Here is a 26,680-nt window from a genome sequence, read left to right as displayed (position 1 = left end):
TTATAACATTTCAAAATGATTTCACCTTGTAGCCAATAAAACCGAAATAACGTGTGTATGAGTGAATGCTTTTTCACTGATTCGCTATCTAAGACAAAAAATTAGATGAATGAGGACAAAATGAAAATTAAAAAGCAACGTCACACCGAGTTGACGTTAAATACAAGCCAAAAAATATCACCATTATTGACACAGCGTTTATCAGCACAGGGGATACTGCGCTATTTTATTCGCATGAGTCATATCAGTTTAGGTCTGTTTGTTGTATACCCAACGACAACATTATTACATGCAGCACCAACATTTGGTTCAGCAGCTTGGTTTGCTCAAGCTGGTGCAGCGTCAGCACAGCCGCCACAAACTAGACCGAATATCACCCAAACGACAAATCCGAATGTCATTGGTTCAGTCAATAATCCACAACAAGCTGCACAGCACACCCAACGAACGATGGGGGATATGAGTCATACTTTGCAGGCAATCGCAGCTGCTCAGAAAGCACAAAGTGCAGCCAGTCAGTTGAGCATTAAAACAGCCAATAATGTGGCTAATGGCTTGGGGGTTGGAGGGCTTGAAATTGCGAAAAATGTTGGAAAAGACCCCAATGCGTGGCAAAACGCCAAACTTCCAACCCAAGCAGTAAAAGACGGTAAAGCCAATGTTGAGATTGTGCAAACAGACAAGAAAGCCATTTTAAGCTGGCAGAAGTTTGATGTGGGTAGCAACACGGTTGTACATTTTGACCAAAAAGCAGGACAACAAATCAATGGTTCAAATGACTGGGTGGCATTGAACCGTATTTATGATGCCAATCCAAGTCAGATCTATGGTCAGATTAAAGCGGAAGGAAGTGTCTATTTACTCAATCAGAATGGTTTCTTGTTTGGTGGAAGCAGTAAGATCAATACACACTCCTTTTTAGCTAGTTCACTTGACTTGCTTGATGGCGATATTAATCAAAGTAACCAACGCTTTTTAAAAGAAGGCTTACCTAAACTTAATACAAAAATATTGTTAAATGGCGCGACGTATGAAGACCCTAATGCAATTCCGCAAGATAAAAAACTGTTAAGTGCTCGAGGTGCGATCACCATTGACAAAGGTGCTTCAATCAACACAGGTGAAAATGGTTTTAATATGTTGGTTGCACCGAAGCTAAGCAATCATGGCACAGTTAATGCCACGCGAGGGCAGGTGATTTTAGCAGCAGGTACGGAACTTTTTAACCAAGATAGAAATGATAATAAAAATAATGAAATGGATGTGCGTATTGGTGATAATGCTGGATTACTGACCAATACAGGTTTAGTGCAGAATAGCGAAGGCAATATCACCCTTTTAGGAAAAAATATTCAACAAGGCGGGATTGTAGGAACAACCACAGGAATTACCCATACAGGTAGTATTAATATTTATGCCCAAGAAAATGCTTCTGGTAGTCTTGATGCTTCGTTATCTGGGCGTTTAGATTTTGAGAAAGACTCGATTACGACGATATTACCCTCAAATAATAAAGAAACTACAACATCCAGTGATGAAGCGACCAAAGCAGTAAAACCAGCTGAGCTAAATTTTAAAGCGGGTTCGGTGTTATTTCAACCGAATGCTTTAGTACTTGCACCAAGTGCTAAACTGAATATTAATACAAATTTCAAAAAAACGTCTAACGATTTATGGAACAAAGATAATACTACCTTTCAATTTCCATATTATATTACACCTAACTTAGATTACGTCGCTGGACGTATTTGGTTAGCGCCGAAAGTAACTATCAATGTTGCAGGTTTACCTGATGTTTCAGCTTCCGTTGCAGACTATATGGTCAAACTGCCTCGAATTGGTTTAAATGAACTCGCAGACTCGCCCTTACTTAGAGACAGTTTTTTATATACCAATACCAATGTGATTGTTGATAGTACTCAACATGGCACTCGTTCAGATGGTCTAGATTGGGAAGGAAGCCCAATATTAAATATCAAAGGTTATATAGAACAAATCCCGAGAGATATTAAACAATTACAAATCAACGGAGGAATAGTTAACTTAGTGGGTAATGAAATCATTACTCAAAAAGATTCACTGATTAATATTGATGGTGGTTATTTACACTATAAAGCAGGTCATACACCTTCAAGCACTAAACTACAAGGAAAAGATGGTCAAATTTACGATATCGGCGAGGCAGAGGCTAATTTTGACTATACAGGTTTTGCAGGGCAGCATCTCTCTGAGCAAGAACGCTGGGGGGTAAAACAAAGCTACATTAACCCTTTACTTTCAGGGCAGGTGGCAACTTATAGACCTGCACATATTCATGGTGGAAATGCTGGGAGTCTAAATTTAGTTTTTTTTAATACCGCAATTTTGGATGGAAATATTAGTGCACATGCCTTTGCAGGACTGAATCAAGTATTAAACTCAGTACAGCCGAAAGGAGGTAAGCTATCTATAAATGATTATGATACAAAGTATAGATTCCCTAGCTTATCTATTACTCCTGATCAGGTTAATGATCTAACAACTTTGATTCCAGATTTTGATCCAACCAAAAACTTATATAAAAATACAACCAATTATCTACAAGATCTAGTATTTAATGGCAAGTGGTTTGTGCCAACAGAACTTGTACCTGAAAATGAGTTAAATCCAAATTATTGGGTGAGACTAAATGCGAAAAGTTTTAATGATTCAGGACTGTCCGATATCAAACTGAGTGCGGAGAGTAACAAGATTGTTGTTAAAAAAGATGCAGACATCAAAGTACAATCTGGTGGCAAAATTGATCTTAATGCAGTTCAGGTTAATGTGAATGGCAATCTTACAGCACAAGCGGGTGAAATTAATATTCAAGCATCACCATTTGCTAGCGATTCAACTTTTGGAACGACAATTTTATCAAGGGATGGGGATTTAAGTGAAATATCAAAAACAGAAATTGAAATTGGTGAGAATGCCAAACTAGATGTACATGGGAAGTGGGTGAATGACCAAGGAAAAACTATTGAGGAAATAGACGGTAAGCAATTTATGAATGCAGGGTCAATAGTATTCATAAATAAGGCAAATAGTTTTGTAGTTCGTGCTAATGATGGAGCCACTCAAATTGTAGATGCTACGGGTGACATTAACATAAAAAAAGGTAGTATTTTAGATGTATCAAGTGGTGGATATGTCACACCAGAAAATCAATTACTTATAAAAAATGGCACAGTTCAGGGAAGAGCAGGAAATCTTACAGTTAGCAATTATGTAGGATGGTTTAAAGAACCAGAAGTAAATAGTAGTTTACCTAATAAACCAGATAAAATCCCTACTCAAGGTAAAATTCGACTAGATGGTGAGATACGTAGTAGCGGTTTTGCTGGAGGAGGAACTCTGACACTACAAGCTTTAGGCATTCAAATAGGTGATACTGAACCTACATCTAAATCTGATAGTAGTATTGAAAAACAGCATGATTATGAAAAACTGTGGTTAAAACCTGAGTTTTTTTCAAACTTAGGATTTGGTGCTTATAATTTAAAGTCGATCTACGATACAACTTTGAGTGCGGACTCTAAAATACAACTTAAACAAAAAACATATATCCCAAATATAAATAATTTATTGGAAGCGAAAACTGGAACAAAGATATCCTCCCCATCATTTACACAACAGGGCTATCTGGATGATTATCACCGCCTGCCAACAAACTTAAAGTTAGTAGCAGGTTTATTAAATGCAGGTAATGGTCGTGTAAAATATTATGACTTTGAACAAAAGCAGCTCAGTTCGGCGGTGATGCTAAATAAAGGCAGTGAAATTTTTGCTGATGCAAATGCTCAGATTGAACTTGTGTCAACAGATCAAATTGCGATAGAAGGGAAAATCAAAGCACCCGGTGGAACTATTAAATTATTATCAGATACCCAAAAAAATGGTTACAGTGGATTATTGGGTCATGATGATACTCAAAATTCTTTTCAAGCACCTGATCAAGCGATTTGGTTAGGAAAAGAGAGTTTATTAGATGTTTCAGGAATAAGTGTCCTAAATCCGCTTGCAAAGCCACAAAATATCAATGGTGTAATGAAGCAACCACGGACAGGTAAAATTTTAGCAGGTGGAGATGTTGTGATCTCTACCGATTCTGGTTATATCGCCGCTAGTCCTACAGCTCAAATCAATGTTTCTGGCACACATGATCATTATGACTTGCTACAAGATACGAAAGGTGTCAATCATATTCAACCAACAGAAGTATGGAGTGACGCGGGAAGTATTACGCTTGCAGCACATAAGGGCTTATATTTTGATGGAAAATTGATCGCACAAGCAGGGGGAGAAAAAGCCAAAGGCGGTCAATTGAATATTATGGCACTAAATAGCTTGGATGAATATTCACAACCAAAAAGCCCTAAATCCGTGGTTCTGAGTCAAAGTGGAGAGTTTGCAAAACTCGCAGGTATACGTGAAAGTGGGCAAACACCCACTGCTCCCGAAAATACTTTATATTTTGCAGCAGATCGTTTAAAAGATTCAGGTATTGATTATTTAAATATCAATGCTGACCCTAAATTTGATCAAATATTTGAAATGGGTTCAGCTCCGATTTATACGCCTATTTACTTTGATGGCAATGTCAATCTCGATGTGAAAGGCAGTATTGTTTTAAATACACCAAAAATAATTGCTGTTGCTCGCCAAGATAAAATAAAAAATCAGCTTGTAAATCCGAGTGAATTATCTACAGGTTTTAATGACTCAGGAAATAGTAAAGTTAATTTGAAAGCTGCTTATATTAATTTAAAAGGTACGCAAACTTCTCAGCTAGAAGCTGTAAAACCAATTGCAGCACGAGGAAATAGTATATTCAATGTCAATGCTAAATATATTGACTTAGAGGGTCATCTAGGTTTGGCTCGATTTAAAGATGCAAACTTTAATAGCCAAATGGATATTCGTTTAAATGGTTCATTATTTACCGCAGCAAAATCACTGACAGGAAGTTTGTATACACCTGCAAATCTTAATTTTACAGCTGCACAAATATATCCAGCAAGTGGCAATAGTTTTGTACTACTTGCCAATGCCAATGTCGACAGTTCAGAACAAGCTGTTGATGAACAGGGCAAATTGATCAATACCAAGATTACGATTAAAGGCAATGGCAATAAAGTTCCTCTCCCTCTTTCAGCAGGTGGAAAACTGTTGATTGATGCCAATTATATAGAGCAAGGCGGTGTGTTACGTGCGCCAGCAGGACAACTCATACTTGGGGTGAACAATCCTGATGATGCAGCGATAAAAGTAGAGTTTCAACAATTACCATTAACCAAAACCAGTAAATTGAATATTTTGCCAAATAGTATCAGCTCAGTATCTTTGGGTGATCAAGGTCGAATCGTCCCATATGGGCAAACTGAAGATGGTCGTACATGGCAGTATGCTACTGTAGTTGAAAATGCCAACAGCGTAGAATTAGGTAATCTCCCTTTACCTCCAGAGAAAAAGATCTCATTGAGTGCCGAAGCTGTTAATTTACAAAAAGGTGCACAAATTGATTTATCAGGCGGTGGTGAATTACAAGCGATTGAGTGGATTTCTGGTACAGGTGGATCACGTGATTTACTCAGTCAAAATAATATTAAATATGTTAATGATGCTGAAGGTAAAAAAATCGCTACGGATGTGCCTTTATATCCTGATGAACGTGGGGTGTATGCGATTATTCCGAGTTATCAATCACCCATTGCAGCCTATGATCCACACTTTGCAATGGGGCAAGCAGCGATTGAAGCAGGACAGCAGATTTATTTAACTGGAAGTAAAGATTTACCCGCAGGAAACTACACATTACTACCTGCAAAGTATGCAACTCTACCTGGTGCATATCGTGTAGTGGCAAATTCTGTACGTGGGAGTGTGAAGAAACAAAATGTCACTTTAGCAGATGGAACTCAAGTGATGGCAGGGTATTGGGTTGATGGGCTGACAGGCGCACGTGATGCTGTGAGTTCAACTTTTGAGATCCAGTCTCGTCCAGTGTGGGGGCAGTATTCAGAATATATCACAACTCATGCAGACCAGTTCTTTGCAGCACAAGCCAAACAAGCAGGTACACCATCACCTTTGCTTATGCGTGATGCTGGGCAATTGGTGCTTGCTGCGACTCAGTCATTAGATTTAGGTGCGAAGTTAAATACGGCTGCGGGCAAAGATGGTTCTAAAGCACGTGTGGATATTGCATCTGAAGCAATACAGATCGTTGGAAATAGTAAAACCAAAGCACTAGATCAACATTTACAAATCACAACAAAAGAACTTAATGATCTCAATGCGGGTAGTTTGATGCTTGGCGGTACACGCAAACAAGTGAAAGAGGGCACGCAAGTTGATACTTTGGCAAGCAGTATCGTGGTACAAAATGACAAGAATACAGCCTTAGAAGCACCAGAAATTATTTTGGTGAGCCGTCCTGATATAAACACAACTTTGCAGCAAAAGGGAATACAAATTAATTCGGGGAGTGTGATTAATGCCAAAGGAGAGCTGGCAGCCAGTAATGCAAAACCCCTGATCTTTGGTGAAAAAGCGACAGAAAATACAGCTGCAATCAGTGGTGATGGTTCGATGCTACGTGTGTCGAATGCAGGTTATACCACAGTCAATAGACATGCGCTGCCACAGGATGAACTTGGGCAAAGTACTGCACAAGGTCAGCTCAATATTGATGCGGGTGCAAGTATTCATGGTGGGAAGTCCCTGACAATTGATACCTCACGCTATTCAAAAATGGATGCTACAGCGCAATTGGCAGGTGAAAGTATTGCATTGAACAGTGGCAAAGTGGCAATTACCAATGATCCATCAAAGGCAAAAGACTATGACGGATTGGTCATCGGTCAAACAAGTTTAGAGCAATTTGCAAAATCTAACCAGTTAATTCTCAGCAGTTACAGTACGTTGGACTTCTTAGGTAATGTCAACTTAAAAGTCAATAAAGCATTGAATCTCAGTGCAGGTACTTTTAAAGCCGATCAAGGTTCGGTCAATATCAGTGCAGATCATTTAACACTAGAAAATAACTTAAATGGCACACGCTTAGATCAAATCAATACGACAGACAATAAAAACAGTCTAAATCTGAATGCACGACACATCACCTTTGGACAAGGCGATAAAAACTTAAAAGGCTTTAGCACAGTAAATGCAAGTGCCAAAGAAAATATGGATATGGTAGGGCGAGGTCAGTTTGATTTAGGGAAAACGAATACTACACTGAAAACACCAGTATTGATCGCAAATCAAGGGGCTGATAATACTGTAAAAACAACTGGGACATTGAATTTACAAACTCAAGGTGCGATTACTAAAGAAGTTGAAGCACTGCAACCATTGGGTGGTAAGGTTGTGCTGACGGGTAGCAGTATTAACAGTAACTTAAAAATACGTGCTAACAGTGGTCAGATTGATTTGAATGCTACAAAAGGCGATTTAAAACTAAATAAAGATGCAGTACTTGATGTTTCGGGTATAGAGAAAAAATTCTTTGATCTCGATGCTTATGCACCTGCAGGTGCAATCAATTTACAAGCAGATCAAGGCTATTTAAATGTTGCAAATGGTGCAACACTGGATTTTTCAGCACATAAAAATGGCGGAGATGCAGGGCAACTGAGTACAGTTGCAGGCAAAGCGATCCAGTTATTGGGAACACTAAAAGGAAATGCTGCAAAAGGTAAAGGCAGTTCATTGCGCTTTGACAGTGGTCAAGCCGTAGATCTCAACCAATTAGCACAACAGATGGCAAGTAGTGGGATAAATCGATCAATTGATATCACCACACATCAAGGCAATCTAAACCTTACAAAAGATCAGAAATTGGTTGCGCAAGAAATTAAACTCACAGCAGATGGTGGGCAAGGAAACAGTGCCAAAGGTTTGGAACTAAATCATGGCAATGTGAATATTGACGGCGTCATTGATGCCAGCAGTAAAACACAAGGACAAGCAGGCGGAACCATTACGCTAAGTGCTAAAAGTGCTATCAATGTCAATGGTCAACTTTTAGTTTCTACGACAGACAAACAAAAACGTGGTGGTACAGTCAACTTAAATACCATTGGCAAACCTAATGGCACTCTAAATAAAGACTATGGTTATCAGAATGTCGATGCGGCAGATTCTGGACGGATTCAGATTGGACAAAATGCCGTTATAGATGTATCGGGTGGAACTGATCGAGGACTTTCAGATGGCACAGTCAATATTCGTGCGCCACTACTGAGCAATGGTGATATTGCAGTCAACATTGCACCGAAAGCACAGATCAAAGGCGCACGTGATGTCGCTGTCAATGCCTATGCGGTGTGGAGTACTACGGATAAAAATACAGATGCGAGCAAACATTTTGATGGCATCATTGACCCAGCAGGTTGGTATGACCGTCATGGAAAATTGGTTGCAGGAACATTTATTGACCAAAAAGGTGAAACAGTTGGAAGCAATGCAGGATTAACAGATGAACAAATCGATGAATACTTAACTAAATATACTTTTGTTCCTGATGCTGCCAACAAAGACCATCAAAGTTTTTATGGCTATGTGGATGGTGATGCAAACCAAGCACAAGCAGGCACACTGATGGGCTTTGTACAAAAGCCAAAATTTGCTTTTGAGTCACGTTTAAGTGGAGTTAAAAACCTGAGTGTACGTCCTGAGATTGAGTTAAATAACCCTGATAAAAACATCAATTACGGTGATATCACGGTAGCTACCCCTTGGAACTTAGCAGCAGGGAAAAGCCATCGTGGAGAAGTCACCAAACTAGATTATCGTTATAAAGACCAAGCACCGACACTCAACCTAAATGCAGAAAATGATGTCAATCTCAATGCCAGTATTTCGGATGGTTTTTTCCAGTTTGAGAATTTAAGTCGTTCAAATATCAAAAATTCAACATTTAATGAGGCTAAAATTAAATTCAATAAAACTCTAAGTAATATTGAACAAGCAAAAATTAATGCTGGTGGAACTTATGAAATAGAGTTACACAAAGCATATGAACTCTTCAAAGATCAAAATCCTTATGTCGTAGCGCAATATTATGGTGTATACCAAGACTATTTAGATGTATTGGCAGTTGATCCGATCACTACAGCCTCACTTTATGTACAGATTAAATCTCAATATAATCCAAATGGTAAAGCTGATGCTGAGTCTGGAATTGTCGCACCCACAGTTCCTACCGATTTAGCTGATTATCCTGCATATTTAATCAGTTGGAAAAAATATATTAATGAAATAAAAACATTATACAACTCAACATTTATGCCAATCCAAGTGGAGATGTTAGCCCCACCCCCAACTCAGTTGTCAGAAATCAAACCAAATTTGAATAATACCCCTTCACCTATAAGCACAGCAGATAATCCTTTGCCAATGCAAGCGGCAAATCTGTTGGGAGGTGCAAGCAGTTCATATCGTATTAGCGCAGGGCGAGATTTTAATTCAAGCTCACCAACCAATGTACAAACACTACATAAAGATGGTGATGTTCAGCTTCAAGGACATACTGAGTATGAATATGCAGCAAAAGATCGGAAAATTATGTCTCCAACAGTACTACGCACAGGTACAGGGCAGATCGACATTAATGCAACTCAAAACTTAAACTTAAATGATGACGTTGCGCCAGGAGTCATATACACAGCAGGACAACCTAAACAAGGGGTGGCACAGACTTATTCTGCAAATATTCGAACATATAATTCAAATTATATAGATTATCAAAATATTGTTGTCACAAGTGCTGTAAACCCTGAAACTGCTGGAGATATTCATATCGCTGTCGGACAAGATATAATGGGGAACGAGCATTATAAAGATCAGGATGGTCGAGTATCTGGCGAACTGGATCGGTCATTAGCACAACATTGGTGGGAATGGATGCAGACAGGGAATCCATATCAAGAAACAGATAAAAATGTGAAAATCGCCAATAGTAGTTCAATTAATTTTGCCAACTTTGCCCAAGGCATCATGAGTGTTGGTGGTGATGTAGATATCTCAGCAGGACGAGATATCCAAGAATTATCAGTTTCTCTACCTACCACGTGGCATTTTACGGCTCCTGATCGTAAAAATTATGCGGTTTTGGGTGGCGGAGATCTAAATCTCAATGTCGGGCGAGATCTTTTAAGTGGACAATATTTTGTTTCCAAAGGCTTAGGAAATATCAATGTTGGTGGTGCAATTAAAAGTAGTGATCTGTTAACGGGAAATAATAAAGCATCCACTGTGTTGGCTTTACAAGATGCAAAACTCAATATCACTGCTAAACAAGATATAGATATAGCACATGTATTTAATCCATCATATTTATTTGGTTTTGGTAATCAGGACAGTGCACAACCTTTCTTTAATGGGTTTAGTACGATAGATCTTCAACCCTACAGTACACGTTCAACTGTCAATTTAAATTCCATTGCTGGCGATATTCAGTTTAACACGCTATCAAAAACTTCTCCATTTTACGGCGCAACTACAACTAACTATGTTTCATTTGCTGGGGATGATGTTTTACCCGCAAATCTAAATTTTATTGCATTAGCAGGAAGTACTCAGTTGAATAGTGGAGGTATTCTATTTCCATCACAAAATGGTAACTTGCAACTAATTGCAGAAAAAGATATCCGTTTTATAGACTCATTAAATAGAAATGATCAATTGCGAATGAGTGATTTTGTTGTAGATAACATCGGCGATGATGTATTACCTTCACCTTTGCAACAAGTGAATCGAAATCATGATGCTATTAGTAAATTCCCTGAAAATTCTTCGAGTTCAAACATAAGTGCTGGTTCGACTTTACATGCACTCGATAAAATGCCTGCACGTATCTACAGCTTAAATGGCAGTATCATCAATGGTGTTGAAAAAGCCAATACAGGCACTTGGACGCAAAGATTAAAACTACAGCTTCCTAAGCTTGCGCAGATCTATGCAGGAAAAGATATTCAGAATTTAGTTTTTTATGGTCAAAATTTACATCAATCCGATACTACAAGGATCGTCGCTGGGCAAAGTATAGTGAATACACCTTTGGCTTGGACGAGTAGTAATTTGCCTGTGATCATATTAGGGGGTGTCGGTACTTTAGAGGTGATCGCTGGTCAAGACATAGGACCTTTAACAAATCCTGTTTCTGCAAATAAAGAAATAGGTGGTGATAATAGCAATAGCGATTTTGGCATACTGACTATAGGCAACCGTGATAACCATGCCCTATCCACGGAAGGTGCGAATCTGAACATCAAATTTGGTATTGCACCTGGTATCAAAACCCAAGCCTTTATCGATAAATATATCGCACCAACTGCAACAACGACAGAGCTACCCAATTTTAGTGAAGACTTAGTTAAGTTTATGCAAGAATATGAAAATGGTCAGCAGCTCAATACAGGTTTAGTTAAAGACCGTGTGTTAAAACCACTGAGTAAAGAACAAGCATGGACAGATTTCCAAAAACTGAGTTTGGAGCGTAAGCAACTCTTCGTTGATCAAGTCTTTAATAAAATACTGACCACCACCGCCAAAGACTATAACGATCCAAAAAGTGATAACTTCCAAAAATATGCACGTGGTTATGAAGCCATCAATACCTTATATCCTGCTGAGTTAGGTTATACCAAAAACAACTTATCTGGTGGCGCATCTGGTGCAACGGAAACCGTGAATACTGGTAATTTAGATATGCGTAATACCACCTTACAAACCCAACAAGGTGGAAATATTACGATATCTGCACCGGGCGGTGAATTATTGGTTGGTAGTATCGCCGCACCACCTGCAGATAAACCAAGTGCATCAGGTATCATCGCTGCGGGTAAAGGCGATGTGAATATCTTCTCTGACCGTAGTGTGCTTCTTGCACAAAGCCGAATTTTCGCTTTACAGGGCGGTGATATGATGATCTGGAGTTCCAATGGAGACATCAATGCAGGAAAAGGCGCAAAAACTACCAGTGAACTGGCACAAGCAAACTATGTCTGTAATGTTGACCATTACTGTACGCTGAATCCAATCAGTGGGGTGTCAGGAGCAGGGATCGCAGCATTGCAAACACAACCAAATGAAGAAGCAGGCGATACGTTCTTGGTTGCACCACGTGGTACGGTCGATGCAGGGGATGCAGGGATTCGTGTGGGGGGAACATTTATGTAGCTGCACAACAAGTTGCTAATGCCGATAACATCCAAGTACAAGGTGAAAGTGTCGGTGTACCTGTTGCTGCAACCGTGGACACAGGAGCGCTGTCTGCTGCAAGTAATGCAGCAGCGGCTGCGGCACAACAAAGCAGTGCACTTGGAAATAAATCAAATACACATAATGCAGATACCATGATCAATGTTGAGATCGTTGGTTTTGGTGGCAAAGCACAAAATGACTGTTCTGTAGATGAACATGGTAAATCGCAGTGTAATAAAAATAATCAAAATAAGTTTTGATTGATTTTAGATAATCTAAGCAGATTATATTTCATATAATCCTGCTTTTTTTTGGGTAATAAAAATAAATTAAAAATACTTTAATTTATAAAATTCATCATAAAAAATGATAACTTTATAATTGTTTTTTTAAAGTCATTTTATTTTTTATTTTGTGTAAAAATATGTAAATATAATGTTTTAGTTACATGTTTGTTAATGCTTATTTTATTTTAAATATCTTGATTTTAGGATTTAAGTTTATTGTTTTATAACAGTAAAAATAATAATTTTAGTGAATATTAATATAATAACTTAAGTGATTTTTAACTTTTTATTCATAATTCATCCTTATTTTGGTTTATGTCATCGCTGCTGACTCAAAATAAAAAGTCTAAGAAATGACATGTTTTTAATAACAATGCGTCATGGTCACAATAAATAACATCCCTACATGTAATGGAGTAATTGTAATGAAAATGAATAAATTATTTGCTTCTGTAAATGCGATTGCATTTGCAGTTGGTGTATCTGCTTCTGCTCAAGCTGCTGTGTTTAATGGTGAAGGTGCAAGTCTTCCTGAACGTGCTTATACAGGAAATGTGAATGCTACAGCTACCCCTCCTGCACCCATTGCAGATTCAATTTTTGGTCAATATAATGCGGATCCAGCAAATGCAGCTCATCAAGCGACGTATGCTGGAACAGGAAGTGGTGCAGGAAAATCCTCAATTATTGCAAATACCAAGCAATTTGCAGGTACAGATTCACCATTTACTCAACAGAACTATGCTGACTTTTTAGCAGGAGCAGGTGGTACTGCACATGTTAAACCCGTTCAAGTTCCTGCAATTGCAGGTTCTGTTGCTGTGGTTTATAACATTGGAGCAAGTACTGCAACGATTAATCTAACTTCTGTTCAACTTGCAAAGATTTTTACAGGTTTAATTACCAACTGGAACCAAGTAGGTGGACCTAATTTAGCGATCAAATTGGTTGGACGTACTTCAGGTAGTGGTACGACATTTAGCTTTCTCAACCATTTAAATAAAGTGATTCAAACCAATTTATCTCAATTCCCAAGCAAAAATATCTTGGTGAAAGAGGTTTATACCGCAGGTGTGACAACACCGAGTACGACTAAAAAAGCAGATGGTACAGATATTAAAAGTAACCAAGATTTGATTACAGTTGTAAATGCAACGGCTGGTGCGATTGGGTATGCTGAAGCTGCAAATGCGTATGCAACAACTGGAACCAAAATCGCTCAAATTAACAGTTTATTACCAACAACACCGACAACGACATTTGTCACAGATGCAAATATTGTTGTGGGTGGTGCAATTGATGGCGCAACGAATAATCCAGATGGTTCTGCGAAAGTGGTAACGTTGACAGGTACTCCTGCTTCTGTAACCTTGGTAAATCCTTCAGCTTACGCAAACCCAGCAGGCGGTTATCCAATCGTAGCAATTTCGTATTTATTAACCTATACCAATAACAATGGTGATGCTGCAAAAGTAGCGGCACTGAAAAGACTGATAAATTCGCCATCTACTAAATTTAGCTTATTATCTACAAATGCTAAAAAGGGTTTTAGTGCTTTACCAGTAACAACTAAAGTAACTACTGCGATTAATCAGATCGTTAACTAAGCTCTATTATTTATAAAAAAGCATACTCGTCAGAGTGTGCTTTTTTATAAAATGAATAAATATAATAAGCCTTTAAAAATTTTTAAATCATGGCTTAGTTTTAAAAGTATCATTATGTTTTAAAATATAAATATTGTTGTATTTATTTTAAAGGAAAATATTTTATAAAAATTAGCATATGAAGTTTCAGTTTTTTTATATGCTAATCAATATTTAGCAGAAAATTAAAAATGATCTATTGGTATATAATTAAAAAATATTTTTATAGAAATTTTAATATCTCAACTTTTTATGATAGATATTGCCTTTATCAAAAGAGACCTAAATTTTCTGCAATGGTATGCGTTAGGCTAAGAAAAATGTTAGAATGTGGCGCTTATATTCGTTGCCTACATAGTTGTATACCATGACGACCAATACCCAAATTACTGAAGATCGTATCCTCATCTTGGATTTCGGTTCTCAATATAGCCAGTTGATTGCACGTCGTGTACGTGAAGCTGGTGTTTATTCAGAAATGTACGCATTTGATATGTCTGAAGAAGACATTCGTGCATTTAACCCAAACGGGATCATCCTTTCAGGTGGTCCAGAAAGTGTTTATGAAGCGGGTAGTCCTCGTGCACCAGAAGTTGTATTCAACTTAGGTGTGCCTGTACTCGGTATTTGCTATGGTCTACAAACCATGTCGCAACAACTTGGTGGTAAAGTTGAGCCAGGTGATGTGCATGAATTTGGTTATGCAGAAGTAGATATTCAAGTTCGTGATAAATTAATCGGTGATCTTGAAGATACAGCGAACCAACTGAAAGTGTGGATGAGCCACGGTGACAAAGTGACTGCGATTCCTGAAGGATTCCAAGTGACTGCAAGCACGCCAAGCTGTCCATTTGCGATGGTGTCCGATGAAACTCGTCGTTTCTATGGTATCCAGTTCCATCCTGAAGTGACACACACTGCAAAAGGTGCAGAAATTCTGTCGAACTTCGTGCATGGCATCTGTGGTTGTCGTAACCTTTGGAATTCTGAAAACATCATCGACTTACGTGTTGAACAATTACGTGAGCAAATTGGCGATCAAAAAGTTCTTTTAGGTCTGTCTGGTGGTGTGGATTCATCTGTAGTTGCTGCGCTTTTACATAAAGCGATTGGCGATCAATTGACCTGTGTATTTGTAGATAATGGCTTACTTCGTTTGAACGAAGGCGAGCAAGTGATGGACATGTTTGCAAAAAACATGGGTATCCGTGTGATTCGTGCTGATGCTGAAGAGCGTTTCTTGTCTGCACTTGCAGGTGAAGTTGATCCTGAGAAAAAACGTAAAATCATTGGTCGTGAATTCATCGAAGTTTTTGCTGAAGAAGCACGTAAGCTTGATGGTGTAAACTTCCTTGCACAAGGTACGATTTATCCTGACGTGATCGAATCTGCTGCGACTAAAAATGGTAAAGCGCATGTGATTAAATCACACCACAATGTGGGTGGCTTACCAGAAGATTTAGCGTTTGAATTGGTTGAGCCAATCCGTGATTTGTTTAAAGATGAAGTTCGTCGTTTAGGTACAACTTTAGGTTTACCGCACGAAATGCTTTACCGTCATCCGTTCCCTGGTCCAGGTTTAGGTGTTCGTATTCTTGGTGAAGTGAAAAAAGAATATGCAGATATTCTTCGTCTTGCTGATGACATCTTTATGCAAGAGCTTCGTGCAAGCGGTTGGTATGATAAAACTGCGCAAGCATTTGCTGTATTCCAACCAGTGAAATCAGTGGGTGTAGTGGGTGATGGTCGTCGTTATGCATGGGTGATTGCACTTCGTGCGGTTGAAACGGTTGACTTTATGACGGCTCGTTTTGCGCATCTTCCTTATGATCTTGTTGATAAAATTTCGACTCGTATCATGAATGAAATCGCTGATGTTTCTCGTGTTGTTTATGACGTGTCATCTAAGCCACCTGCTACGATTGAATGGGAGTAATTTAGGGATTTCAAGAAGTGAAACTTCTTGCCTAAATTATGCCAAGAGCTACGCTCGCGGCAGTGCAGTATTTCAAGATGCTTTCGGCAGTGATTGAAATCATTTAAATGAAAAGAGCGCTTAGGCGCTCTTTTTTATCCTAACCCGCCTAACGCTGAAGGAATTTTGTATAAACCTTCAATTAATTCTTTATCATGGGTATTAAGTTCTCTACAAACAAAAGGAAATAATCTTATAAAAATAGTTTTTAATGAGTCGATTGCTTCTTGGGAGTATGAAGAATGTGAGGAGTTAAGTTCATTGATAAAGCCAATAATATGCCTTAAGTAAATTAAAGGTGATTTTAGGTCACTCAAATCTTCCCATCCTGATAAAAAATCTAAATTTTCACTTAAAGTTCGATCACATTTACCTTTACAGCATGTGGTAATTTTGACATACGATTTATGAAAAGGTTCAGATGTAAACTTGTAATAGAAAACTATTATAGATTTTCTAACAAGTTCATTATTTATAAGTTCTTTTTTACAAACTTCACAAAGTAATGTCGGTACTTCATCAAAAAGTTGAATAGGTCTTGGATTTTCAATTAAAAAGGTATTCATTGATTTTTGAAAGTATCTTCTTGCTAGTAATTCGCCCTCTAAATTACCTATAAGTTTTGATTCAATTAAAGAAGAATCAAAAACTTGAAATATAAATTTGTCAGTTAGACTAGATAATCTAGCCATTAAACCTGAGCTTGCTAAAGTTGAATAAAAACCAATAAAGCCATCACATTTGTGATGTTCGACTCGATCACTAATACTTTGTTCATCAGTTGGTGTTATGGATTTTCCTGTAAAAGCGTAGTGTTTACAACTTACTAGCCATTTTATATATGTATTACCAGAGATACCACTTCTTGTTTCTTGAATGATTAAATCTTTTCCGCCATCAGCTCCTCGTGATGGATTTTCTAAAATGGTATAACCTAAGTATCCTAAAAAATCACGTGCAAATAGTTCAAATGTATCAGGTGCATCTGATCCATTAGCTTCAGGAATATCTTTAAAGTTCAAAATCGTCATTTATTATCCTTTATTTACTTCAATATTTTGAAAAATAAATTATTATGTTATATTTAATTTCAGTAAAGAAGCTATCGAGTCTGCTAGAAAATCAGATATCGTTTTAATAAATGGTGATTTATTAACACTCTTATAATCGAATTTGGATTAGGTGTACAAATTGAAAGAAGTTTCCACATTTATAAAATCGACCAAGATCGTTTTGATGAAGATGCTTTTTAATGATATTGAATCATCCAGAGTATAAAGAGCGAATAAAAAAATCAGCAGCTATGCCATTGTGGGCGCCTTGCGCTTTTGCTGTTTATGCCATGCTCATGATTTTACCTTTGATTTTTGCAAGTTTTCCTATTTTTCAAAAAATTGAACATATTCAAAATCCTGAAAATATAAAATTAGTCTGTAAACCTGATAAAAAAGGTAATCTTGTCCATTTTTATGATCAAGGCATAGAACGTGTAATGAATGAAAGCACGTTATGCAATGAGTTAAGATTTTATGCTGATTATCAGGTGAAGGACATGATATTGATCAATTATCCAATGGGGTATAAGCCTGATTTGATCAAACTAGAAATGATTAAAGCAAGTGATTTTTCTGATATAGACGATGACCGATATTTTTATGAAGTAGATTGGGCAGAAAAAATTAAAACAGCACGTCAGTCTTTTTATCGGTATTTTATGATTATTCTACTGAGTATGTTTTTAGTGATGGCAACTATGTATTGGCAAAAAAGAAACTTAGCTCTTGATTTAAGATAACTCATTGATGTGATCACATTCCTTACACTCCAACATCATCCCAATCTTCTCTTGACGACCTTGTTCCGTCATGACCCAAGGACGATTTTGCCAAGGCGGTGTATGTCGCACATGTTGCGTATGACCACAGGCAAGCTCAGCAACCCAATGGTTTTCTTCATCTAGGTGAAAGTCGATCATGGCTTGTTGCATAAGATTCCCCAAATCATTCAGCATAATATCAGCTAAAGGTTTACCAAAAATCAGGGAAATGCAAGAAAAATCTCCGCTATACTAAAGCAATATGACATTGAAAAAGAGCAGCAATATGCGTGTACTTGTAGTGATGGACCCAATTGAAAATGTAAATCTTAAAAAAGATTCAACTATGGCAATGCTTTGGGCTGCATCCCGCCGAGGGCATGAGTTGGGTTATGCTTTACAACAAGACTTATATATTGATCAAGGTAAAGCATTTGGTTTGATCAGTCCGTTGCAAGTGTTTGAAGATTACGATCATTATTATGAATTAGGTGAAAAGCGCAAAGAATCTCTTGCTGATTATGATGTGGTGTTGATGCGTAAAGACCCACCCTTTGATATGAACTTTGTCTATACCACGTATATTTTAGAGCAAGCAGAACGAGAAGGTGCATGGATCATTAACAAGCCGCAAAGCTTACGTGATTGTAATGAAAAGCTATTTGCGACCCAATTCCCTGAGTTACAAGTACCAACGTTGGTGACTTCACAGCAAAGTTTAATTCGTGAATTTTTACAAGAACATGGTGATGTGATCGTGAAACCATTAGATGGTATGGGTGGGATGGGGATTTTCCGTTTATATCAAGATGGCGTGAATATTGGTTCAACCATTGAGATTCTAACGGAAAATGGTACACAGCCGATCATGGCACAACGTTATATTCCTGAAATTGTGGATGGTGATAAACGTATTTTGATGATCAATGGTGAGCCTGTACCATATTGTTTGGCACGTATTCCGCAAAATGGTGAAGTACGTGGTAATTTGGCTGCGGGTGGTTTGGGAGAAGCTCGCCCATTGACTGAAAATGACAAAGCCATTGCAGCAAAAGTCGGACCATTTTTAAAAGAAAAAGGCTTGGTGTTTGTAGGTTTAGATGTGATTGGAAATTATGTCACTGAAATTAACGTGACTAGCCCAACGTGTATCCGTGAGATTGATACCCAGTTTGGAACTTCGATTGCTGATGATTTATTTAATGTCTTAGAAACTGGCGTGGATAATTTAAGTCGTTAAATGCTTTAAAAAACACCAACACTTCTGTTGGTGTTTTTATTTGAAAAATAAACAAATTTAACTGCTATTTATTGCTTAAAGGATGACGCTTAAATAAAGTCCATACCGCAACAATGCCTATAGCGGATAGTAATGTGGTAATCCATACAATATTGCCCCAATCATGGGTATATGAGACCAACATACCGCTAAGTGGTGGCAAAATGAATTGCCCAAAGGCTGAGATTTGCAGTACTAAACCGACACTTGCAGCGATAGCATTTGGGTGAGGTGCATAATGTAAAGTAATTGCAAAAACGGTTGCAGGAATTAAGCCGCCAACAGCTGAAAAAATGATGACACTTAAATATTGCAGTGGAAAAGGCAAATACTGATTAAAAACAAACATCATAAAACACATCGCACACATCGTTAAAAAACCTGTGGTGATGAGTTTAGGTGCCGTAATACCATGGTGCAGTAACCAACCTGCAGCTAAAGTACCGAAAATATTCGCAATAGATACAATCGCAGTCAGTACGCCAGCGACTTGAAAATCTATTTTGCATTAAGGTAAATACTGGGCAGAAAGCCAATCACAGTCAGCCATTGACTGGTATATGCTGCAAAAATTAAAGCCAAACACACCACAGGTGCATGTGTGAGCGTCATTTTTAGCACACTGAAAAAAGATTGTACTGCTGTATTTGCATGATGATTTTGAGGAATATTCAATAAATATTGTACCACCACGGCAAAGCCTAAGCTGAGTACTCCCAAAGCGAACCAAATCTGTTGCCAAGAAAAATATTGTAATAAAATCGGAATACTGAGCATCGCAATGCCGACGCCTAAGCCCATATAAGAGCCCCAAATGCCCATTTTTAAGTTCATGGTGGTTGGGTCACAAATTCGCTTTAAAATGGCAGGTGCAGTTAGAGTAATCAAAAGAAATCCCATTCCCTCAAAAAAGCGCAAGAAAAATAGGCTAAATAACGAATCAATAAAAATTCCACCCATGCTGGCACAGCCTAAAATGACCAAACCTGCGATAAAGCATTTTTTAAGCCCAACTTTTTCACTAAAACTGCCAAGCAATAGAGCGAAGAGCATGCCCGCAGCTTGTACCAAAGACAATGCAAGACCTGCTTGGGCAAGACTTAAATCTAACTGCTTTTGTAAAATGGGAATAATAGGTGAGAGTTTACCGACATGAACCGCAGCCAAATAACCTGCTGCAATAATCCAAAGGTCATGTCGTGAAGTGTGTTGTGTCACGATGAATATTCTTCCATGAATAATTTTTAAACTAAATTTGAGTATAAGGAGAAAGTTTTAATATTTGTAGAAATAATATGAGAAATTTAAAGTAAAATTTTGCATATATAGAGAAAGATAGTAAGAAAGCATATGTGGCTACAGGAATGCTGCATTTAAAAATATAAATCGTACAAAAATCAGCATTTTCTGATAGATTAATAACAAAACTAGTTTAAACTTTCAAATCGGTAGAAAAAAACAATGAAGTGTCAGGTGAAAAAAAGTAAATAAACTTTTCCCTATCATTGTTTGTGATTACAATTGTCGGCTTAAAGACTCGTTAATTTTTATTTTTGGTATTGAAGAATTAGACTGTGACCAGACCTCAACAAAGTGCACCGAAACACGTCATGATGATGGCGGCAGGTACGGGTGGGCATGTATTTCCTGCATTGGCAGTCGCAAAAGAATTGCAACAGCAAGGCTGTCAAGTCTCTTGGTTAGCGACTCCAGCGGGTATGGAAAATCGTTTATTACAACAACATGATATTCCACTGTATCAAATTGATATTCAAGGTGTACGGGGCAATGGTGTTGTACGAAAATTGGTTGCACCTTTTAAAATATTAAAAGCAACTTTGAGTGCAATGCGCTATATGAAGCAACTGAAAGTTGATGCGGTTGCAGGCTTTGGTGGTTATGTCGCAGGGCCAGGTGGTTTAGCTGCACGTGTGTTGGGTATTCCTGTCATTATTCATGAGCAAAATGCGGTGGCGGGTTTTACCAATACACAACTTTCTCGTGTAGCGAAAAAAGTGTGTCAGGCATTTCCAAATACATTTCCTGCAAGTGATAAAATCGTGACAACAGGAAATCCTGTACGTGCAGAAATCACTGCGATTTACAATCCATCTTATCGCTATAAAGAACGTGAAAATTCAAATGAACCATTGCGCATTTTAATTGTTGGTGGTTCATTAGGGGCGCAAGCTTTGAATGAATGTGTACCACAAGCATTAAAACAGCTTAATGTTCCACTTAATGTGTTTCATCAGTGTGGGCAAAATAAGCAAGAGACAACGCAACAATTATATGCCGATGCTCCTGAGCATTTACAAGTCGAAGTTCAGCCTTTTATTGAGGATATGGCACTCGCTTATAGCAATGCTGATTTAATCATTTGTCGTGCAGGTGCGCTGACTGTGACTGAGGTAGCAACAGCTGGTGTGGCTGCGGTATTCGTCCCTTTACCAAGTGCAGTGGATGACCATCAAACTGCCAATGCTCGATTTTTGGAAAAAACAGGTGCTGCGAAAATTTGCCCACAAGCAAGCATGACACCTGATTCTTTAAAAGATTTACTCACGCCGTTGATGAACCGTCAGTTATTGATGGAAATGGCAGTGAAAGCTCGTCAACAAGCGCAACCAGATGCAACTCAACGTGTGGTTGGTTTAATTCAAGATTTGTAAGTTAGAGTTCATTATGTCACCAACAAGCCCTGCTGATAAAGCAAAAAACCTGATCAAAATTCCTGAAATGCGCCGTATTAAACATATCCACTTTGTGGGAATCGGTGGTGCAGGGATGTGCGGTATTGCAGAAGTGTTGAAAAACCAAGGCTATAAGGTCTCTGGTTCAGATATTAAAGCGTCTAAAACCACAGCACAGCTTGAAGAAAATGGGATTAAAGTCTATATCGGGCATGCCGCTGAAAATATTCAGGGTGCAAATGTGTTGGTGGTTTCAACAGCAATTGATCACGAAAATTTAGAGATTAAGGCTGCGATTGATACACGTATTCCTGTGGTACGCCGTGCAGAAATGCTGGGTGAGTTGATGCGTTATCGTCATGGGATCGCTGTGGCAGGAACACATGGTAAAACCACAACAACAAGTCTGGTGACGTGTATGTTGGCAGAAGAAAACATGGATCCAACCTATGTGATCGGTGGTTTGTTGAATCGTACGGGTGTCAATGCAGCACTTGGAGCAAGTCGTTATATCGTGGCAGAAGCCGATGAGTCTGATGCATCATTCTTACACTTAGAACCAATGGCTGCGATTGTGACCAATATTGATGCAGATCATATGGACACTTACGGAGGCAGCTTTGATGTATTGAAAGATACATTCATTAAATTCTTACAAAAAATGCCGTTCTATGGTTTGGCGGTGGTGTGTGGTGATGATGTTAATATTCGTGAGATCATGCCACGTATAGGTCGTCCCGTTTTAACCTATGGTTTTAATGAAGATAATGATATTCGTGCGGTTGATGTTGAACAAACAGGGATGCAGTCGCATTTTACTGTATTACGTAAAGACCGTGAGCCATTGCGTTTAACGATTAATTTACCAGGTTTACATAATATCTTAAATGCTTTGGCTGCGATTGGGGTTGCAACCGATGAAGGTGTTTCAGATGCTGCCATTGCACGTGCTTTAGAAAGCTTCAGTGGTGTAGGTCGCCGTTTCCAAGTTCAAGGTGAATATGCTTTGGGTGATGGCAATGTGAAATTGGTTGATGATTATGGTCACCATCCTAAAGAAGTAGAAGCTACGATTAAAGCTGCACGTGCGAGTCATCCTGATCGTCGTTTGGTGATGATGTTCCAGCCACATCGTTTTAGTCGAACTCGTGATTGTTTTGATGATTTTGTTGATGTGTTGTCACAAGTTGATCAACTATTACTTTTAGAAGTATATCCTGCGGGTGAAAAACCGATTGTGGGTGCGGATAGTCGCTCATTGGCACGTAGTATTCGTTTGCGTGGCGAGGTTGAGCCAATCTTGATTGACCCTGTAGAAGGTAATTTACAGAACGTCATACAAAAAGTGTTACAAGCGAATGACTTGTTATTAACACAAGGTGCGGGTAACGTGGGGGCAATTTCGGTAGAATTGGCTCAAAACCAACTGTATTTAAAATAATTTACATTTGGGTTTGATTGTGTGACATAAAAGCAGTGAAGCCCAGTAGGTTAATTTAACTTGACTAACTTATAAGTTTAAGGATTTAAACGTGTCAAATGCTTCTAAATTCGGCAAAGTAGCGGTGTTGCTTGGTGGTAAATCCGCTGAGCGTGAGGTGTCATTAGATAGTGGTAAAGCTGTATTAGAAGCATTATTACGTTCAGGGGTAAATGCTGAAAGCTTTGATCCGCAAGAACGTAGTGTGACGGAACTTGTAAATTATGATCGTGCATTTATTGTGTTGCATGGTCGTGGTGGTGAAGATGGTCAGATCCAAGGTGTTTTGGAATGGTTAAATATTCCATATACAGGGACTGGCGTACAAGGCTCTGCGATTGGCATGGATAAAGTCAAAACCAAGCAAATTTGGCAAGGTTCTGAGTTGCCAACAGCACCTTATCGCATCATTTCTAAAGATTCAGATTTGCAGGAAGTGATTGAGAGCTTAGGTCTACCACTCATTATCAAACCTGTACATGAAGGTTCAAGTGTGGGCATGAGCAAGGTTGAAAAAGCTGAAGATCTTGCCAAAGCGATTGATAAAGCCACAGTTCATGATGCTGTTGTCATGGCTGAAAAATGGATCACAGGTCGTGAATACACCATTGCTTTTTTAAATGGGCAGGCTTTACCAGTGATTCGTCTACAACCACCTGCGGATGTTGCTTTTTATGACTATGAAGCAAAATATAACCGTAATGATGTGGAATATGGTATTCCATGTGGTTTGAGTGAAGCAGAAGAAAAACAACTACAAGAATTATGTTTACGTGCTTTCCAAGCTGTAGGTGCAAGTGGTTGGGGGCGTATTGATGCCATGCTTGATGAACAGGGGAATTTCTGGTTACTAGAGGTGAATACTGTACCAGGCATGACCAGTCACTCATTAGTACCTAAAGCAGCACAAGCAGTGGGTTATGACTTTGATCAACTTTGTGTGGCGATTTTAGAACAAACTTTGGTCGATACACACTAATTTTATGGCTCAACTCCCTGCTTCAATGCGCCGTAAAAAGGCAGCAATTACATCCATACATGACAAGCCACCAACACGCAAAGAAAAGTTAATCAATGCGGGTGGGTGGGTATTGTTGTGTATTGCCTTTTTGGTTTTACTCGTTGGTTTATTTGGCTTGTATAAAGTGGTTACTGATGCCAAAGTTGCGACCTTGCAAGTGGTTGGGGTAGATTCACCTATAGAAAATCAAACTTTATCACAGCACTTAGCACCTGTGGTTAAGGATAATTATTTTACTTCTGATCTAGAACAAATTCGAGATCGAGCTTTAGAAGTATCATGGGTTGATCGTGTTGTGGTATCGCGAGCATGGCCGAATGGGATTCGCATTCGAGTAATGCCTCGTCATGCAATTGCACGTTGGGGAACGGGGCGATTACTGAGTGACGGTGGTAATGTTTATAGTGAAGCGCAAGTACGTGATCATCATAATTTGCCACTTTTGCATGGACCACTGAGCCAGTCTAAAGTCATGATGCGTCGATATAATGAGATTAATCAACTTTTTCACCCAGCTAATCTTCGATTAAAAGAGTTATATTTAACAGAAAGAATGACATGGTTTATGCAGTTTGATTCAGGTCTGCGTATTATCGTTGATCAAGATCAAACGATGAGTAAATTACAACGTTTAAGCCATTTAGCGCAAACTGATTTAAAACCAGTTTGGTCAAATATTTCTGCGATTGATTTGCGTTATCGAAATGGGCTTGCGATTCAGTGGAAAGATGCTAAAGTGCCAAAAATTATAAATGGTGGCTTTGTTGTAACCAATAATACGCCAAGCATTGCAGATGCAGTAGTAGTGCAGCCATAATAGATGGCTTTATAAGAGGCGATGAGCCGAAGACAAACAATGAAGATAATGGTAGTGAAGTGATGAGTGAAGCTGTTCCCTCAGTTGTTGCGATAGACATTGGGACACATAAAGTTTCAGTTCTAATTGGTAAAGTGCATGCCCCTGATAATATTCAGGTAATTGGTATGGCAAGTGCACGCAATAAAGGTATGAATAAAGGTAAAATTGTCAGCCTAGATAAAGTCACTAATGCCATAAAGCAAGCTGTGCAAGAAGCCGAAGACATGGCGGAATGTCGTGTGCATTCAGCATGGGTGTCTATTCCAAGTACAGAATTACAAAGCCATTATGCTGTGGGGCGTACCCCAATTGCCAATCCAGATCGAACCATTACGACATCTGAAGTTGTACGTGCATTGGATCTTGCAAAAGCCAGTCATTTGACAGCGGATCATTATTTAGCAACAGCTGTGCCTTTGGGTTTTGAATTAGATGACTCAACTGAGTGGGTGCAAAACCCAATTAATCTGACTGCACATAGTATGACAGCACATTACCAGTTGATGATGATGCCGATTGCCACCATGCAAAATTTAGATCGTGCAATGAAAGGTGCGAATATTTCTGTTGAGAAAATGGTGGTGTCATGTTTAGCCACAGCAGAAGGTAGTTTGCTAAAAGACGAAAAAGAATATGGCGTTTGTTTACTCGATATCGGTGCAGGAACCACCAATATCGCTGTATATATTGAAGGGCATTTGGTTCTTGCTCACACCATTCAACGTGGTGGTGAGAATGTAACAAGAGATATTGCAGCAGTATTACAAACCACTACAGAAGAAGCTGAGCGAATTAAGTTACTCTATGGTTGTGTGGATATTCACCAAGTTAAACCTGAACATATGATTCAGTTCGAAGCAATTGATGGTCCGCAAACCATTAGCCGTATTGAACTTGCTGAAATTATTATTGCACGCTATGAAGAGATTTTGGGTTTAGTTCGTGATGAATTAGAACAACGTGGTGCATTACAAAGTTTATATCATGGTGTGGTATTAACGGGGGATGTATGTCAAATCGAAGGTATGGTAACGTTAGCGCGTAGAATGTTGGGTGTTTCTGCTCATTTGGGTAACCCGACAGTGAATGTTTATGCCGATGATCAGCATTTATCTGCCTTGCGTCGTTCTATGTATGCGACTGCATCTGGTTTGTTGTTGTTTAGTCAAAGTGAAATGCAAGATGCTGTGGAAGAACCAGAAGTTAGTAGCCATCGTTCAATTTTGGAGCGTATAGCCAGTGGTTGGACTGCAATGAATAACAAATTGAAAGGTATTTTTTAGGTGTGGTTTTTTGGGAATATTGTTAAAAAGTTGTAAGCATGTCGTCCTGTACTTGACAATTTGAGCAATGAGAAGCATCCTAAAACAAATTTTATTATTGAAGATCAAGG

Annotated in this window: 15 protein-coding genes and 1 pseudogene; 12 read left to right on the top strand and 4 right to left on the bottom strand. The window is 38.6% G+C overall.

The annotated features are described in order from the left end of the window. Nucleotides 1–120: 120 nt before the first annotated feature. From AVJ19_RS06720 to guaA, 4 genes are all read left to right on the top strand, one after another. Nucleotides 121–12,207, top strand: coding sequence for a filamentous haemagglutinin family protein (locus AVJ19_RS06720; RefSeq protein WP_162626551.1), 12,087 nt, complete (start codon nt 121–123; stop codon nt 12,205–12,207). A 74-nt stretch (nt 12,208–12,281) separates the two neighbouring features. Further along, a complete protein-coding gene (locus tag AVJ19_RS06715) occupies nt 12,282–12,491 on the top strand; it encodes a hypothetical protein (protein WP_228203308.1) in 210 nt (69 codons plus the stop codon). A 452-nt stretch (nt 12,492–12,943) separates the two neighbouring features. Next, nucleotides 12,944–14,125 (top strand): PstS family phosphate ABC transporter substrate-binding protein, encoded by a 1,182-nt coding sequence (locus AVJ19_RS06710; protein WP_162626550.1) that lies wholly within the window; start codon nt 12,944–12,946, stop codon nt 14,123–14,125. Between the two features lie 406 nt (nt 14,126–14,531). Continuing rightward, nucleotides 14,532–16,100 carry a glutamine-hydrolyzing GMP synthase gene (gene guaA / locus AVJ19_RS06705; RefSeq protein ID WP_111858992.1) on the top strand — a complete coding sequence of 523 codons (1,569 nt, stop codon included), beginning with the start codon at nt 14,532–14,534 and terminating at the stop codon, nt 16,098–16,100. Between the two features lie 134 nt (nt 16,101–16,234). Here the strand turns inward: guaA and AVJ19_RS06700 are convergent, their stop codons facing one another. Beyond that, the gene (locus AVJ19_RS06700; RefSeq protein WP_111858991.1) at nt 16,235–17,170 is read right to left on the bottom strand and encodes a restriction endonuclease; all 936 of its coding nucleotides are present in this window, start codon (nt 17,168–17,170) and stop codon (nt 16,235–16,237) included. Nucleotides 17,171–17,225: 55 nt separating this feature from the next. Here AVJ19_RS06700 and AVJ19_RS22470 point away from each other — a divergent pair. Further along, nucleotides 17,226–17,392 (top strand): annotated as a pseudogene (locus tag AVJ19_RS22470) (restriction endonuclease); the annotation flags it as partial. Next, a complete protein-coding gene (locus AVJ19_RS06690; protein WP_162626549.1) occupies nt 17,392–17,934 on the top strand; it encodes a hypothetical protein in 543 nt (180 codons plus the stop codon). The pseudogene AVJ19_RS22470 and the gene AVJ19_RS06690, both read left to right, overlap by 1 nt. Here the strand turns inward: AVJ19_RS06690 and AVJ19_RS06685 are convergent. Next, nucleotides 17,926–18,126, bottom strand: coding sequence for a DUF3565 domain-containing protein (locus AVJ19_RS06685; protein WP_111859023.1), 201 nt, complete (start codon nt 18,124–18,126; stop codon nt 17,926–17,928). The genes AVJ19_RS06690 and AVJ19_RS06685 overlap by 9 nt on opposite strands. Before the next feature lie 115 nt (nt 18,127–18,241). Here AVJ19_RS06685 and gshB point away from each other — a divergent pair, with 115 nt between their 5' ends. Continuing rightward, the gene (gshB, locus tag AVJ19_RS06680; protein WP_111858989.1) at nt 18,242–19,195 is read left to right on the top strand and encodes a glutathione synthase; all 954 of its coding nucleotides are present in this window, start codon (nt 18,242–18,244) and stop codon (nt 19,193–19,195) included. A 64-nt stretch (nt 19,196–19,259) separates the two neighbouring features. Here gshB and AVJ19_RS22765 read toward each other — a convergent pair whose 3' ends face one another. Next, a complete protein-coding gene (locus AVJ19_RS22765; RefSeq protein WP_322873944.1) occupies nt 19,260–19,685 on the bottom strand; it encodes an MFS transporter in 426 nt (141 codons plus the stop codon). 47 nt (nt 19,686–19,732) lie between these two features. Further along, entirely contained in the window at nt 19,733–20,452 is a 720-nt protein-coding gene (locus AVJ19_RS22760) for an MFS transporter (protein WP_322873942.1), read from the bottom strand. A gap of 356 nt (nt 20,453–20,808) precedes the next feature. Here AVJ19_RS22760 and murG point away from each other — a divergent pair, with 356 nt between their 5' ends. The 5 genes from murG (at nt 20,809) to ftsA (ending at nt 26,570) form a co-directional block, all read left to right on the top strand. Continuing rightward, on the top strand, nt 20,809–21,906 hold the full coding sequence (gene murG, locus AVJ19_RS06670; RefSeq protein ID WP_111858988.1) for an undecaprenyldiphospho-muramoylpentapeptide beta-N-acetylglucosaminyltransferase: 1,098 nt from the start codon (nt 20,809–20,811) through the stop codon (nt 21,904–21,906). Nucleotides 21,907–21,919: 13 nt separating this feature from the next. Next, a complete protein-coding gene (gene murC / locus AVJ19_RS06665) occupies nt 21,920–23,368 on the top strand; it encodes a UDP-N-acetylmuramate--L-alanine ligase (protein WP_111858987.1) in 1,449 nt (482 codons plus the stop codon). 91 nt (nt 23,369–23,459) lie between these two features. Then, a complete protein-coding gene (locus AVJ19_RS06660) occupies nt 23,460–24,386 on the top strand; it encodes a D-alanine--D-alanine ligase (RefSeq protein ID WP_111858986.1) in 927 nt (308 codons plus the stop codon). Between the two features lie 4 nt (nt 24,387–24,390). After that, entirely contained in the window at nt 24,391–25,245 is an 855-nt protein-coding gene (locus AVJ19_RS06655; protein ID WP_111858985.1) for a cell division protein FtsQ/DivIB, read from the top strand. A gap of 62 nt (nt 25,246–25,307) precedes the next feature. Further along, nucleotides 25,308–26,570 carry a cell division protein FtsA gene (gene ftsA, locus AVJ19_RS06650; protein WP_111858984.1) on the top strand — a complete coding sequence of 421 codons (1,263 nt, stop codon included), beginning with the start codon at nt 25,308–25,310 and terminating at the stop codon, nt 26,568–26,570. Nucleotides 26,571–26,680: the final 110 nt, after the last annotated feature.

The sequence above is a fragment of the Acinetobacter sp. CFCC 10889 genome (assembly GCF_003268395.1).
Classification (GTDB): domain Bacteria; phylum Pseudomonadota; class Gammaproteobacteria; order Pseudomonadales; family Moraxellaceae; genus Acinetobacter.
The sequence above is the reverse complement of the archived record's forward strand: the minus strand, read 5'-3'. Positions and strand labels throughout refer to the sequence as shown.

Bases quoted from the DNA above. Each gene is read 5' to 3' on its own strand.
- AVJ19_RS06720 (WP_162626551.1), top strand. From the start codon at position 121: ATGAAAATTAAAAAGCAACGTCACACCGAGTTGACGTTAAATACAAGC.
- AVJ19_RS06710 (WP_162626550.1), top strand. From the start codon at position 12,944: ATGAAAATGAATAAATTATTTGCTTCTGTAAATGCGATTGCATTTGCA.
- guaA (WP_111858992.1), top strand. From the start codon at position 14,532: ATGACGACCAATACCCAAATTACTGAAGATCGTATCCTCATCTTGGAT.
- AVJ19_RS06700 (WP_111858991.1), bottom strand. From the start codon at position 17,170: ATGACGATTTTGAACTTTAAAGATATTCCTGAAGCTAATGGATCAGAT.
- AVJ19_RS06690 (WP_162626549.1), top strand. From the start codon at position 17,392: ATGATATTGAATCATCCAGAGTATAAAGAGCGAATAAAAAAATCAGCA.
- AVJ19_RS06685 (WP_111859023.1), bottom strand. From the start codon at position 18,126: ATGCAACAAGCCATGATCGACTTTCACCTAGATGAAGAAAACCATTGG.
- gshB (WP_111858989.1), top strand. From the start codon at position 18,242: ATGCGTGTACTTGTAGTGATGGACCCAATTGAAAATGTAAATCTTAAA.
- murC (WP_111858987.1), top strand. From the start codon at position 21,920: ATGTCACCAACAAGCCCTGCTGATAAAGCAAAAAACCTGATCAAAATT.
- AVJ19_RS06655 (WP_111858985.1), top strand. From the start codon at position 24,391: ATGGCTCAACTCCCTGCTTCAATGCGCCGTAAAAAGGCAGCAATTACA.
- ftsA (WP_111858984.1), top strand. From the start codon at position 25,308: ATGAGTGAAGCTGTTCCCTCAGTTGTTGCGATAGACATTGGGACACAT.